The organism is Amantichitinum ursilacus, assembly GCF_001294205.1.
Taxonomy (GTDB): Bacteria; Pseudomonadota; Gammaproteobacteria; order Burkholderiales; family Chitinibacteraceae; genus Amantichitinum; species Amantichitinum ursilacus.
Map to the genome: position 1 here is coordinate 58,636 of NZ_LAQT01000029.1, position 12,852 is coordinate 71,487.

Genomic DNA, 12,852 nt, shown 5'->3' on the forward strand with positions numbered 1-12,852 from the left:
GGAGCACACGCATGACAGGTAACACCCGGTTCCCGGCAGGGGGCCGCTGATGAGACTTCTTCCACACAGTTCGTTTCGCTGGTGGTCTTTGGGCGTTTTTTTGCTCAGCGTGGCCTTGCTGGGCGGCAGCTCGGTTAACGCGCTGCTGACGCTGGAGCGCCTGGGCGTGCAAAGCCGCATGCAGATGCAGGCCGCCGCCACGCTGGGCGAAGAAGTGCAGAAGCTGCAAGAGCGCACGCTGGCGATGGATCGCGGCGCGCGCCAGTTTCTGATTCTGGACGATTCCACCTTCCGTGATCGCTATATGGACGCCTGGCGCGATGCGCGCTCGGCCGTGCAGAACGTGCGCGCCAGCATGAGCAGCGACGCCACGGTGTTCGACGATTGGGTAACGCATGGCGAACGTGCGGGCTCGGTGCTGGCGCAATCGTGGAAAAACGTGCGCACCCAGCAAAAATATCTGTACGGGCAGTTGGAAGGCCTGCATCAGAACAACGATGAGATCGCTGCGCTGGCGAAAAGCTGGTTGGCGTCGCGCAATGACACCTTCAGCAAAGAACTCGACCAGCAGCGCGAATTGTTGACCTGGCAGATCGGCATCGTCATTGGCATTACCGTGGCGCTGGCCATCGGCTGGAGTGTCGGCTTTGCCCGACCGTTGCGCCATATCGCGGGCGCGATCAACCGGCTGGGCGAAAACCGCCTGGCCGATGCGGTGGTCATCCACGGCCCCAGCGATCTGCGCCAGTTGGGCAACCAGCTGGAATGGCTGCGCAAGCGTTTGCTGGCCGCCGACGCCGAAAAAACCCGCGTGTTGCATCACGTCTCGCACGAACTGAAAACGCCGCTGGCCGCATTGCGAGAAGGCGTGGCCCTGCTGGATGAAGGCATCGTAGGCGCGCTGCAGCCGCAGCAACGGGAAATTACCGGCATCCTGAAAGAGAACGTCTTAACGCTGCAGGCGCGCATTGAAGATTTGCTGCGCTATCAGACCATCGCCTTCCAGGCGCGACGATTGACGCGTGATCGCACCGATGCGCTGGCGGTGGTGCAGCGAGTGGCAGACGAGCAGCGGCTGCAATGGCAGGCGCGCAAACTGGTGGTGCACGTGGAAGGCGAGCCCGTCGTCGTGATCATCGATACCGAAAAAATCGCCATGGCGGTGGGCAATTTATTGTCCAATGCAATCCGCTTCAGCCCCGAAGACGGCGAGATTTATTTGCGGGTCAGCCACGATGGTCAGGCCGTTGCCATCGACTGTCAGGACAGTGGCCCGGGCGTGCCCGAAGCAGAAGTTGCGCGGATCTTCGAACCTTTCTATCGTGGCAGCAGTCAGCCATCCACCAGCGCGCCGGGACACGGAATTGGCCTGTCCATTGTGCGCGAGCTGGTCGAAGCGCATGGGGGCACGGTGCGTTTGCTTAACGCCGGCCCTGGCGCTCATTTCCGGATTCGAATACCTGATGAAACGCCCTGATTTTCGCTTATTGACGGCGGTGGCCGTGGCAGCTGCATTGCTGGCCGCGTGCGCCGCGCCCCCTAAAACCGAACCCAAGCCGCAACTGGCCCCGATTGCCCCCGCGCCGCTGGACCCCACGCGCGCGCTGACGGTGTTTTATGTGCAAACACGGGATTTGCCGTCCGCTGAGCTTAGCAAGCGCGCGCTGGAACTGGGCAATGGCATCCAGACGCCCGATGTGACGCTGCGCCAGGCCATTTTGCTGGGCCACACGCATAACCCGGCCGATACCGCGCGCGCGATTACGTTAACCGAGAGCGTGATCAAGGCCGACAACGGCCTGAAACCGTATGCCCAGTTGCTGAACGCAATGTGGACCGAGCGGCGCAAACTGGAAGACCAGATCGACAAGCAGACCGCTGCGGGCAAGGATGCGCAAAAGCGCGCCGACCAGCTTAAACAGCAGCTGGATGCGCTGAAGGCCGTCGAGCGCGATCTGGCCAAGCCGGTGCCGGGGGCAAGCAAAGGAGATTGATCATGGAAAAACCGCACATCCTGTTTGTCGACGATGACGCCGACATGCTGCGGTTGATGGCCTTGCGGTTGCAGGCGGCCGGTTATCGCGTGACCACGGCCGCATCGGCCGAAGCCGCGCTGGCGCAAATCGGCCACGAACGGCCCGAGCTGGTGATCAGCGATGTGCGATTGCCCGGCCAGGATGGCATGGCGTTGTTTGAACAACTGCGCCAGCGCTACGCCGGGCTGCCCGTGATCATGCTGACTGCGCACGGCACCATCCCCGACGCGGTGGAGGCGATGGAGCGCGGCGTGTTCTGCTATCTGACCAAACCGTTTGATGCGCGCGTGCTGCTGGATAAGGTGGCGCAGGCGCTGAGCGTGGCCGCGCCGGTGCAAGCCGCGCAAACCACCGAGACCGCATGGCGCGCCGGCATTATCAGCCGCAGCCAGATTATGGAAGAACTGCTGGGCGAAACGCGGCTGGTAGCGGCATCCGATGCCAGCGTGCTGGTGCAGGGCGAAAGCGGCGCCGGTAAGGAATTGCTGGCCAAGGCCATTCACCGCGCCAGCCCGCGCGCCAAAGGCCCGTTTGTGGCGGTCAATTGCGGCGCGATTCCTGAGCAGCTGCTGGAGTCCGAATTATTCGGCCATATCAAAGGCGCGTTTACGGGCGCGCTGAATAACCATCGCGGTTTATTCCAGACCGCGCACGGCGGTACGCTGTTACTGGACGAAATCGGCGACATGCCGCTGCCCTTGCAGGTGAAGCTGTTGCGCGTGTTGCAAGAAAAGGCCGTGCGGCCGGTGGGCGCCAGCGAAGCGGTGGCGGTGGACGTGCGCATTGTGTCGGCCACGCACCGCGATCTGGATGCGGCCATCGCGCAAGGGCTGTTTAGAGAGGATTTGTATTACCGCTTGAATGTGGTGTCGCTGACGTTGCCGCCGTTGTCCGAGCGCCGTGAAGATATCCCCCTGCTGGCGGCGCATTTTCTGGCGCAAGTGGCGGGCAAATACAACAAGCCCGTCACCGGCTATGCCCCGGACGCCATGGAGGCGCTGCTGGCGGCCTCGTGGCCTGGCAATGTGCGCCAGCTGTACAACGTGGTGGAGCAGGTGTGTGCGCTGGCCAGTGCGCCCATTATTCCGCTGGGGCTGGTACAGCGCGCGCTGCGGCTACCCGCGCAAGGCATTCTTAATTACAACGAGGCCAAAACCCGCTTCGAGCGCGATTATTTAACGCAGCTGCTGAAAGTGGCCGATGGCAATGTGACCGACGCCGCACGGATGGCGGGGCGCAATCGCACCGAGTTCTATCGTTTGTTGCAAAAAAACGGCTTGGACCCGGCCTTATTCCGCCAGCCGGGTGAAGGCGTCGCTGGTTAGCGACAGCGCCAGGCCTTGATTTGATTGGATTTGCGCCAAGGTCGATAAATGGCGTCGCTCTCTGGCGACATAAAAGCGTGAGATACGACACATTCTGGCGACATCCGGAATACGTTAGTCGGCAAAGTGTTGATTTTGTTGGGGAATCACAAGCTGGCACGGCAATTGCATAGTAGTGCTCACCTCCATTGAGGTCTTACAAGATCCAACCTAACCAAGGAGCCTTTATGCAAATGCGCAAAACTCTGACCAGCCTCGCCCTGATCGCCGCCGCACTGATTGGTGGTATGGCCTACGCCGGGGATTCGTCCTCCGACGCCCCGACCGCTAGCGCGCCGGCAGGCTCTGGTTCTTAAGGTTCTTGCAGCAGGTCTGTTGCGTGTGTGCTTGCGTCCCGGAAAGCCATCCATGCACGTAACTGATCTGGTCACACTGCTTGAGCTGTAGTTTTTCCCGTGACCGACTGACGTTCTCCAGGAATTTCTGGCAAGTCTTGCCTGGAGAACATAGCACCCCTCTTTGAGCGTGTGCGGCCCGCGTCCCCTGACGCGGGCTTTTTTTCGTCTTGGGGGAGGGGCTACTGCGCGGACGCATCTTGAAGTCCGGCGGTACTCGCAATCCTCATGGCCCACACGGCCACTCCGGTTGCTCCGTTCCGGCGGCCTTCAACCTGCGACCGCTCGCTACGCCCGACGCATTGTTGTGATACTGCGAGGCACTCGCTTCGCTCGCTGTCGCGGGGCCGGGGTGGCCAATGCGCTGCGCTGTTGGCCGTGTCTTATAGGGTGGGTCTAGACCCACCATTCAAAGCCGATTGCTATTGCGGTTCGCTTGGCGTGCCACTTTGGGTGGTGGGTCTTGACCCACCCTATGCCACGTTCACTCCCCGTCGAAGAGATCGCCTTGCACGTAGCGTTGTGGCATTTGCTCCAGCTGGTCGGGGTGGCATAGCGCGCTGGCGCGTACCCCCAGCAGACGCATGCGTTGGTCGAGCGGCACGCGTTTAAGGCATTCGCGGGCGGCGTGGAGGATTTCGGCGGGGGTCTGGACGGGGGCGTCCAGCGAGATGTCGCGGGTGACGATGTGGAAATCGGAAAAGCGCAGTTTGATGCCGATGGTGCGGCTGACATAGCCTTTGCGTTCCAGATCGGCGCCCAGCCGTTCGCACAGGCGGATCAGGATATCGGACAGCGCGGCGCGGTCCTGGCGGGCGTGCAGGTCGCGCTCAAACGTGGTTTCGCGGCTGATCGATTTGGGTTCGCTGTAGGTGACCACGGGGCGGTCGTCGATGCCGTGAGCGGCGCGGTGCAACCAGTCGCCGTAGCTGCGGCCAAAATGTTGCAGCAGCGCCTGCGCGTCGTAGGCCGCCAGTTGGGCGATGGTTTCGATGCCCAGCGCCGCCAGTTTCTCGGCGGCTTTGGGGCCGATGCCGTTGATTTTGCGTACCGACATCGGCCAGATGCGCGTTGGCAAATCAGCGTGCGTCAGCACGGTAATGCCGTCGGGCTTGTCGAGTTCGGAACAGATTTTGGCCAGCAGCTTGTTAGGCGCGATGCCCACCGAACAGGTCAGCCCCGTCGCCTGAGTGACGGCTTGCTTGAGCATGCGCGCCAGCGTGACCGAATCCTCGGTATGGCTGCTTAGATCGAGATAAATCTCATCGATACCGCGATCTTCGATATCGGGCGCAATCACTGCCACGGCGCGTTTGAACAGTCCCGAATAATGGCGGTAGGCATCGAAATCGGCGGGTAACAAAATCGCATCGGGCGCAAGCCGCGCCGCCTTCATCGTGCCCATTGCCGAGAACACGCCCAAGGCGCGCGCCTCGTAAGTGGATGTGGTGACCACGCCACGGCCCACATAATCCCGCATGCGCGTGTAATGCCAGTTGCCGTCTTTATCCTGCACCGGCGCATGCGTGGAGCGCCCGCCAATCACCACCGGCTGCCCGCGCAGATGCGGATAGCGCAGCAGTTCCACCGACGCGTAAAACGCATCCATATCCAGATGGGCAATGCGGCGCGCGGCCGACGCGGGCGGGGAATCAGAACCGGGCTGCATCATGCAGTAAGGGGTGATGGCGAATGGCGATATTGTACGATCGTTCTATATCCCGCGCCATGCCGTTTGCCGGGGCGGCTTGGCGCGTGATTGGGCCGTGGATTACTCCACCGGGATTTCTTCGCCCAGCGGTTCTTTCAGCCATTCGCGTAAATGCGTTTGCACTTCAGTGAGCGCGGCGCCAGCGACGATCTCGATATCTTGCGATTCGGCGCGGCTGGCTTCTTTCAGCGTGGGCAGGCACAAGCTGGCCAGCATGGCCTCGGCGTGCATCCCGGCCAGGCCCGAGACGCTATCAAGCTTGAACAGCGTCTGCGCGCCGATGCCTTTATCGGGCGAGCCGGCGTTGGTGGTCTTCGCTTCGATCATATAGGCGTGGTTGTTGCACAGGATGGCCACGTCAAATTCGTTGGTCACGCCATTGGGCAGGCGCACGCGCACGCTGGCGGCGGCGTCCTGGATGGGCAGTTCTCCCACCAGCGCTTCCACTTGCTTGAGCAACCACCATTCCAGCCAGCCGCCGCCCAGAAACTGGCGCGATTCAAATTGCGTCAGGCGCAAGCGCATATCGGGCAGGATGCTGCACAGGCCGGTGGCGCGTAACGCGCTGATCAGGCTGGCGTGATTAGGCACGGCGGCGCGGGTTTCAAATTCGGGCGTCAGGCTGCTGCAGACCGTATTTAGCCGGCCTATCAGCCCGGCATGTTGGACGGCCAGATGGGCCAGCACGTCGGCGGCGGCATCCATTTGCGGTTTGGGGCGGTGCAGGCGACGGCTGTAGCCGATGATTTCCATGCCGTACACGCCAAAATAACTTTCCAACGTGAGCTTGTCGGCCACATTGCCGTGGTCGCCCGGTAGATCGGCGGGCGCGTGCGCCAGCCAGTGAATCTGATCGCTGAACGGGTTGACCACAAAGGCGGGCACTTGCGTTTCCAGCGCCACTTCGTGCGCGATGGCCGAATGCACCGGGTTGGCCCCGGACAGGTTGAACAGCACCGCGTGGTCGGCGGCCACCACCAGTTCTTTCAGCCGCACGCGGATCGGTTCGGGGTTCCACGCATGCGGCAGCGTCAGCACTTGCGCTTGCAAGCGCGCGTCGCGACAGACGCTGGCGATATAGTCGGCACGGCTGGTCTGGCTGGCGTCGGCCAGCAGGGTAACGTGGCTGACTTTAAAGCGTGCATCCAGCGCGGGCGTAATCAGGTCGGGCTCGGGCGCGTCGGCAAAGGCGATCAGGTGGCGGTCCATGCGGGTTTCCAGTTGGTATGACTTCAGCATATAGGCCAGATGCCGTCTTGTCCTTACGCGCCTGGCTGAAAAGCGTGCTTGCCATTCGGCCTACGTGCTGCCAGAATCCGCCCCGTTGTCATTGGGGAGTAGCCATCGTTCAGCACGATGTTGAACGAGTTCACGTCAACAAACTTGAAGCCGCTTGCTTCATGGCGTGATCAGTATCCAGCACCTTGCTGGATGGCCCGGCGAGACCTTTGGCCACGACGCGTTTGCCTGCCGGGCAAGCCGCGTCGTTGCGCCATTGGTTATCTGCTTGCCCGGCCCATACTTATAAATGCTGCTTACCGTCATCCTGTTTTTTCTTTCCGCCATCGCCATTTACCTGGCCTGTGAATACTTTGTGAACGGCATCGAATGGTGCGGCCGCCACATGAAGCTGGGCGCTACCGCCGTCGGCACCGTGCTGGCCGCGTTTGGCACTGCCTTGCCCGAAAGCGCCGTCACCTTTACCGCCGTCGCCTTTGGCACAACGCCCGAGCAAAAAGACATTGGCGTGGGCGCGGCCATGGGCGGCCCGCTGGTGCTGGCCACCATCGCCTATGCCGTGGTCGGACTGGCGCTGTGGGCCAACCGGCGCAAGCTAAAGCGCGGCGATGCGATGGTGCGCGTGGACCATCAACGGTTGGCGCAAGATCAGATTTCGTTTCTGGCCATCTTCATTTTTAAAGTGGCGCTGGGGCTGGTGGCGTTTGCCATCAAACCGTGGCTGGGCGTGTTGTTTCTGGCGGCCTATGGCTTGTACGTGTGGCGCGAAATCACCACGGCCGAAACCGCACCGGAAGAAGAAGAGCTCGAAGACCTGAAGCTGCGGCCGCATAACGCCACCATGGGCTGGGCTGCCACGCAGTCGTTGCTGGCGCTGGCGGTAATCGCGGTGGCATCGCATACCTTTGTGGCCCAGCTGGAGCATATCGGCACATTTATGGGCATCTCGCCGCATATCATTGCGCTGCTGCTCAGCCCGGTGGCCACCGAATTGCCTGAAACCATGAATGCGCTGATCTGGGTGCGTCAGGGCAAAGAGCGGCTGGCGCTGGCCAATATCTCGGGCGCGATGATGATTCAGGCCACCATTCCCAGCGCCTTGGGGCTGTTTTTTACGCCGTGGCGCTTTGATAACCCGCTGCTGGTGTCGGGCATCGTCACCGCCTGTGCGATCGTGCTGCTGTGGAACCTGTTTCGCCGCGGCAACGTCGATGCGCGCACGTTGGCGTCGATTGGTCTGCTGTATCTGGTGTTTGCTGGCTACGTGGGCTGGCATTTCTACGGCTAAGGGCGGGATGCGCGCCGCTTAGCCGGCGCTCTCGCCCTTCTTGAACGGATGTTGGGCCGCCAGTTGTTCGGCCCATTCATCCACGGCCTGTCGCTCCTGGCGCAGAAAGCGGCCGATGGCGTCTCGAAACGCCGGGTGCGCCAGCCAGTGTGCTGACCACGTCGTCACAGGCATAAAGCCGCGCGCCAGTTTGTGCTCGCCTTGCGCGCCGCCTTCAAACAGATTGAGGCCGCGTTCCAGCGCAAATTCCAGGCCCTGGTAATAGCACAATTCAAAATGCAGCCCCGGCACAAAGCCGGCGCTGTCCCACACCGCGCCCCAATAGCGGCCATATAAAGCATCCGGCCCCACCAGATCGAACGCCGCGGCAATCGGCTGGCCTTCGCGATAGGCCAACACCAGCAAACAGGCGTCCGGTTGCGCGGCATGCAGGCGCAAAAAGAAATCCAGGTTGAGATAGGGCGTGGAGCGATGTTCGCGATAGGTGTGTTGATAGCAGCGGATAAAAAAGCGCCAGTCGGCCTCGGTGATGTCCGCGCCCGCTTTGCGCTCGACGGTGACGCCAGCTTCGCGCACATAGCGGCGTTCCTGTTTGATTTTCTTGCGCTTGTCGTGGCTCATGCTGCCCAGAAAATCATCAAACGAAGTCCATGCCGGATCGCGCTGCCAATGAAACTGCACTTGCTCGCGTAATTGCATGCCGTGCTGATTGGCAAAGCGTGCGTCTTCGGGCGTGGGGAACAGGATATGCAGTGAGGAATCGCCCAGCTGGCGCGTCAGTTCGATTGCGCCTTTGATCAGCGCGGCGCGGCTGGCGTCGTCGCGCGCCAGCAAGCGGTTGCCGGGCAAAGGGCTGAACGGCACTGCCGACACCAGGCGCGGATAGTAGTCGAGGCCCTGTTGCTCATACGCGCGCGCCCACGCCCAATCGAAGACGTATTCGCCCCAGGAATGCGCTTTGCGGTAGAGCGGCATTGCGCCCATCAGTTGGCCGTTTTCCTCGGCATCCCACAACGTTAAATGGCACGGTTGCCAGCCGGTTTCGGCGTTAACGCTGCCGCTTTGCTCCAGCGCATCCAGAAACGCATGCTGCAGCCCTGGGTGCGGGCCTGCCAGCGTATTCCACGCGGCGGCATCGATGTCGGCAATGCGGTCATACACACGAATCATGCAAAACTCCGGGCTGGCAATCAGGGGTGCGCGGTAGCGACTGGCTACGGTCACACGCTATAAAATCAGGTCGTCCCGCCGCTCAATCTATCTGGAGGCAGTATGCCCAACACACTCAGAGTCGGCCTGGTCGGTTATGGTTTTGCCGGCAAGACCTTTCACGCACCGCTGCTGGGCACCACGCCCGGCCTGACCCTGGCGGCCATTGCCAGCAGCAAACCCGACGTTGTACTGGCGGACTGGCCCGAAGCCACGGTCTACCCGACGCCAGAAGCGCTGATTGCCGCGCCGGACATCGATCTGATCGTGATCGCCACGCCCAATGATACGCACGCGCCGCTGGCGCAGGCTGCGTTGGCCGCCGGCAAACACGTGGTGGTCGACAAACCCTTTACCCTAACTGTGGCCGAAGCCGAGGCGTTGCAAGCCCAGGCCGCGCAAGTGGGCCGCGTGCTGTCGGTATTCCACAACCGACGCTGGGATGCCGATTTTCTGGGATTGCAGCAATTGCTGGCCAGCGGCCGCCTGGGTCGCGTTACCGAATTGACCAGCCGCTTTGATCGCTATCGCCCTGAAGTACGCCAACGCTGGCGCGAAGCCGCCGTGGTTGGCGCGGGCATCTGGTACGACCTGGGCCCGCATCTGATTGATCAGGCGCTCACCTTGTTTGGGCTGCCCGACGCCATCAGCGCCGACCTGGCATTGCGCCGCGACGGCGCGCAGGCGGTGGACGATGCGCTGGCCGTGCTGCATTACCCGGACAAACGCGTGGTGCTGGGCGCCAGTTGCCTGGTCAGCGGCGGCGTGCCGCGTTATCTGGTGCATGGCACGCTGGGCAGTTTTGAGAAATATGGTCTGGATGTGCAGGAAGACCAGATGAAGGCGGGCGGCATGCCCGGTATGGACGATTGGGGCCATGATCCGCGCCCGGGCCGTTTGCATGGCTGGAGCAACGATCAAGCGGTGGTGGAAGATCTGCATATGCCGGCGGGCGATTATCCGCAGTACTACGCCGGTGTGCGCGATGCCATCAATGGCATCGGCCCGAATCCGGTTACGCCCGAGCAGGCCATTGCAGTGATGCGCATGATCGAGGCGGGCACGTTGGCCAGTAAGACCGGCCAACGTGTGGCGCTGAAGTAATCCCGGGGCGGGTTTTTACTGCCGCCGTTAGCCTGGAAAATAGTCGGGCGCGTTGCCCGGCTTCCATTTGATATTGCAGCCGATGCTGGGCAGTTGGTCTTGCAGGGGCGGCTGCCCGTCGATCAAGGCGCGCAGTGCGGCTTTCAGCGTCGCGCCGTTCGGGGCCTGCCCGCTGCCCGGCCGTGTGGTATCAAACTGGCCGCGGTACACCAGTTCCAGATCGCCATTAAACAAAAAGAAATCCGGCGTGCACGCTGCGCCAAACGCATGCGCGGCGGCCTGGGTTTCGTCGTACAGATAGGGAAAGGTGTAGCTGAGGTCATGCGCGGCCTCGACCATCTTGCTGGGCGCATCTTCGGGGTGGCTCTCGATATCGTTGCTGCTGATGGCCACCATGCCCACGCCATCTTCCGCCAGCTCCGCGCCCAGCGGGGCCAACGCCGGGTTGATGTGCTTTACATACGGGCAGTGGTTGCAGATAAACGCCACCAGCAAGCCTTTGGGGCCCGCCACGCCCGCCAGATCATATAAACGGCCGTCGCCATCGGGCAGGGTAAATTCGGGCAGTGCGGTATTCAACGGCAACATCGTGGATTCGGCTCGTGCCATGGGTTTCTCCGGTCAGATCGATGATCACTCATCAGTCTAGCCAGGAAACGCCATGGCTTGATCTCCACGTGTTATTCGGCCCAGTGCACCACGCCGGTATAGGCGGTCAGCAGCACGATAATGCCGAAGGCAATGCGATACCAGGCAAACGCAATAAACGTATGCGTGGCAATAAAGCGCAGCAAGGCGCGCACGGCAATAAAGGCGCTGATGGCCGCGGCGACAAAGCCGACGGCAAATACGCCGAAGTCGGCCATATCCAGCACATGGCGCAGTTTCCACATGCTGTAAACCGAGGCGGCAGTCAGCGTGGGAATACCGAGAAAGAACGAGAACTCGGTGGCCGCTTTACGCGACAAGCCCAAAAACAGCCCGCCGATAATGGTGGCGCCCGAGCGACTGGTGCCCGGAATCAACGCCAGACACTGCGCAAAGCCCACCTTCAGGCCATCCTTCCACGTGATGTTGTCGACGTCCTGAATGCGCACGCGATGCTGGCGCTTTTCCGCCCACAGAATCAGCAAGCCGCCAATAATAAAGGCCAGCGCCACCGGCACCGGCTTGAACAGATGCGCCTTGATGGTCTCGCTCAGCAATTTGCCGAGGATGGCGGCCGGAATAAACGCCACGATCACCGCCAGCAGCAGATTACGATCCCGACCCGGGCGGGTGGCGCCGGCAAAGGTTTGGGCCAGTTTGGCGCGGTATTCCCACACCACGGCCAGGATAGCGCCCAACTGGATAAAGATCTCGTAAACGTCGCGCTTCTCTTTTTGATCAGGCCAGAAGTTGATCAGGTCGCCCGCCAGAATCAAATGGCCGGTGCTGGAGATGGGCAAGAATTCGGTCACGCCTTCGACCACCCCCATGATCAGGGATTTGAGTAGCAGTACAACGTCCATGGGCAGATTCCAGAGTGGGTTTATATCAAAAATTATTGGCGGACTTGCTTAGTCATCGCATAGGGATTGCGCAGTGTTTCGGGTAAGCAAAATGAGTGCCGAAACAGCTTGCAGAAAGCATCAGGCGCAAAGATGACAGGATTTTAAGGCCGGGGCAAATGGCAAACGGGCGCTATGCCGCATTACGGCTTGATTTCGGCGCTGGATGCGAATGAGAGTAAATTTTCACATGCTGATGGTGGAACTCAGGCGGGGGAGGTGCGTCTGAACGTTCATGTGCGATCAATTCGCGCATTTTTGCTCATCTCCTCCCTGATTAGAGGGCGTCGCCGATACCGACGCCCCTTTTTTTTTGGTGGAATGGGCCACTGCAGCACGGCCATTTTGCGTCCCGGCGGTGCTCGCAATTCTCATGGCCCACCTGGCCACTCCGGTTGCTGCGCTCCGGCGGTACGCAAACTGACCGCACTGCAGCGGCCCTGATGCGTTGCGGGTACACCGTCTGTTTACCTGGATTTGCATTCTTTTTGGGCGGCGGCAAGGCGCTTCGCTGTTGCCTTGTGGGCGCGCTCACGTGCCGGGCGCTTAATCTATGATTTGTGGCGGTTGACCAGTTTGTTGATGGCTTCCAGCAGGGCGGGGTCGTCGACGGTGTGTTTGAGGTCGTCGAAGGCCTGGCGGGCGCCTTCGGACAGGTGCAAGGCCTTGGGCGGTATCGGTTTTTGCTCGCGCAGCGTGGCTTGCACCCTGGGCAGGATTACGGTAGCTTGCCAGCCAGCCTGCGCCAGCGTTTCGATCAGATCGGGGGCGGCGTAGCGCAAGCGGGTGGCGGCGGCGGCGCTGTTGACGCCGATCACCAGCGTGGTGCCGGACCAGGCAACGCCAAGGCAGGCCTGGGCGGTTGCCGGAGGCAACTGGCGGCGGATCAGTTCCAGCACGCGGTTGTAATCGGCCACGCGATCAGACAGGCGCACCAGCGCGCGGTTTTCACCGATGAACCCGGCATGTGACTTGCGGCGTTTCATCAAATCTTC

At 61.5% G+C, this 12,852-nt stretch carries 11 protein-coding genes and 1 riboswitch; of the genes, 5 read left to right on the forward strand and 6 right to left on the reverse strand.

From position 1 onward, the window contains the following. Positions 1 to 49: 49 nt before the first annotated feature. From WG78_RS17370 to WG78_RS17380, 3 genes are read left to right on the forward strand one after another with little or no spacing between them, the layout of a single operon-like run. Positions 50 to 1,477 (forward strand): sensor histidine kinase, encoded by a 1,428-nt coding sequence (locus WG78_RS17370; protein WP_083459303.1) that lies wholly within the window; start codon positions 50 to 52, stop codon positions 1,475 to 1,477. Then, a complete protein-coding gene (locus tag WG78_RS17375) occupies positions 1,464 to 1,994 on the forward strand; it encodes a hypothetical protein (protein WP_053939109.1) in 531 nt (176 codons plus the stop codon). The genes WG78_RS17370 and WG78_RS17375 overlap by 14 nt, the downstream gene beginning before the upstream one ends. Positions 1,995 to 1,996: 2 nt before the next feature. Further along, positions 1,997 to 3,361, forward strand: a complete 1,365-nt coding sequence (locus tag WG78_RS17380; RefSeq protein ID WP_053939110.1) for a sigma 54-interacting transcriptional regulator — start codon at positions 1,997 to 1,999, stop codon at positions 3,359 to 3,361. An 879-nt stretch (positions 3,362 to 4,240) separates the two neighbouring features. Here the strand turns inward: WG78_RS17380 and dinB are convergent. Together dinB and WG78_RS17390 are read right to left on the reverse strand one after the other, a co-directional pair. Continuing rightward, the gene (gene dinB / locus WG78_RS17385) at positions 4,241 to 5,428 is read right to left on the reverse strand and encodes a DNA polymerase IV (RefSeq protein ID WP_201782474.1); all 1,188 of its coding nucleotides are present in this window, start codon (positions 5,426 to 5,428) and stop codon (positions 4,241 to 4,243) included. A 99-nt stretch (positions 5,429 to 5,527) separates the two neighbouring features. Then, positions 5,528 to 6,706: a Card1-like endonuclease domain-containing protein gene (locus tag WG78_RS17390; RefSeq protein ID WP_053939111.1), complete on the reverse strand. Its 1,179-nt coding sequence runs from the start codon at positions 6,704 to 6,706 to the stop codon at positions 5,528 to 5,530. Between the two features lie 81 nt (positions 6,707 to 6,787). Continuing rightward, positions 6,788 to 6,971, forward strand: a riboswitch (yybP-ykoY riboswitch). A 24-nt stretch (positions 6,972 to 6,995) separates the two neighbouring features. On the opposite strand from WG78_RS17390, the gene WG78_RS17395 reads away from it, so the two are divergent. Then, positions 6,996 to 7,994 carry a sodium:calcium antiporter gene (locus WG78_RS17395; protein WP_053939112.1) on the forward strand — a complete coding sequence of 333 codons (999 nt, stop codon included), beginning with the start codon at positions 6,996 to 6,998 and terminating at the stop codon, positions 7,992 to 7,994. An 18-nt stretch (positions 7,995 to 8,012) separates the two neighbouring features. On the opposite strand, the gene WG78_RS17400 is transcribed toward WG78_RS17395, so the two are convergent. Continuing rightward, the gene (locus WG78_RS17400; protein WP_053939113.1) at positions 8,013 to 9,164 is read right to left on the reverse strand and encodes a GNAT family N-acetyltransferase; all 1,152 of its coding nucleotides are present in this window, start codon (positions 9,162 to 9,164) and stop codon (positions 8,013 to 8,015) included. Between the two features lie 102 nt (positions 9,165 to 9,266). Here WG78_RS17400 and WG78_RS17405 point away from each other — a divergent pair, with 102 nt between their 5' ends. Continuing rightward, complete coding sequence (locus WG78_RS17405) at positions 9,267 to 10,307, forward strand: oxidoreductase (RefSeq protein WP_053939114.1); 1,041 nt, start codon at positions 9,267 to 9,269, stop codon at positions 10,305 to 10,307. A gap of 27 nt (positions 10,308 to 10,334) precedes the next feature. On the opposite strand, the gene WG78_RS17410 is transcribed toward WG78_RS17405, so the two are convergent. From WG78_RS17410 to WG78_RS17420, 3 genes are all read right to left on the reverse strand, one after another. Next, positions 10,335 to 10,916, reverse strand: coding sequence for a thioredoxin family protein (locus WG78_RS17410; protein ID WP_053939115.1), 582 nt, complete (start codon positions 10,914 to 10,916; stop codon positions 10,335 to 10,337). Positions 10,917 to 10,987: 71 nt separating this feature from the next. Beyond that, the gene (locus WG78_RS17415) at positions 10,988 to 11,818 is read right to left on the reverse strand and encodes an undecaprenyl-diphosphate phosphatase (protein ID WP_053939116.1); all 831 of its coding nucleotides are present in this window, start codon (positions 11,816 to 11,818) and stop codon (positions 10,988 to 10,990) included. A 590-nt stretch (positions 11,819 to 12,408) separates the two neighbouring features. Beyond that, positions 12,409 to 12,843, reverse strand: a complete 435-nt coding sequence (locus tag WG78_RS17420; RefSeq protein WP_053939117.1) for a DciA family protein — start codon at positions 12,841 to 12,843, stop codon at positions 12,409 to 12,411. Between the last annotated feature and the right edge of the window lie 9 nt (positions 12,844 to 12,852).

Excerpts from the sequence above, each read along its gene's own strand:
- WG78_RS17370 (WP_083459303.1), top strand. The coding sequence starts at position 50 with ATGAGACTTCTTCCACACAGTTCGTTTCGCTGGTGGTCTTTGGGCGTT.
- WG78_RS17375 (WP_053939109.1), top strand. The coding sequence starts at position 1,464 with ATGAAACGCCCTGATTTTCGCTTATTGACGGCGGTGGCCGTGGCAGCT.
- WG78_RS17380 (WP_053939110.1), top strand. The coding sequence starts at position 1,997 with ATGGAAAAACCGCACATCCTGTTTGTCGACGATGACGCCGACATGCTG.
- dinB (WP_201782474.1), bottom strand. The coding sequence starts at position 5,428 with ATGATGCAGCCCGGTTCTGATTCCCCGCCCGCGTCGGCCGCGCGCCGC.
- WG78_RS17390 (WP_053939111.1), bottom strand. The coding sequence starts at position 6,706 with ATGCTGAAGTCATACCAACTGGAAACCCGCATGGACCGCCACCTGATC.
- WG78_RS17395 (WP_053939112.1), top strand. The coding sequence starts at position 6,996 with ATGCTGCTTACCGTCATCCTGTTTTTTCTTTCCGCCATCGCCATTTAC.
- WG78_RS17400 (WP_053939113.1), bottom strand. The coding sequence starts at position 9,164 with ATGATTCGTGTGTATGACCGCATTGCCGACATCGATGCCGCCGCGTGG.
- WG78_RS17405 (WP_053939114.1), top strand. The coding sequence starts at position 9,267 with ATGCCCAACACACTCAGAGTCGGCCTGGTCGGTTATGGTTTTGCCGGC.
- WG78_RS17410 (WP_053939115.1), bottom strand. The coding sequence starts at position 10,916 with ATGGCACGAGCCGAATCCACGATGTTGCCGTTGAATACCGCACTGCCC.
- WG78_RS17415 (WP_053939116.1), bottom strand. The coding sequence starts at position 11,818 with ATGGACGTTGTACTGCTACTCAAATCCCTGATCATGGGGGTGGTCGAA.
- WG78_RS17420 (WP_053939117.1), bottom strand. The coding sequence starts at position 12,843 with ATGAAACGCCGCAAGTCACATGCCGGGTTCATCGGTGAAAACCGCGCG.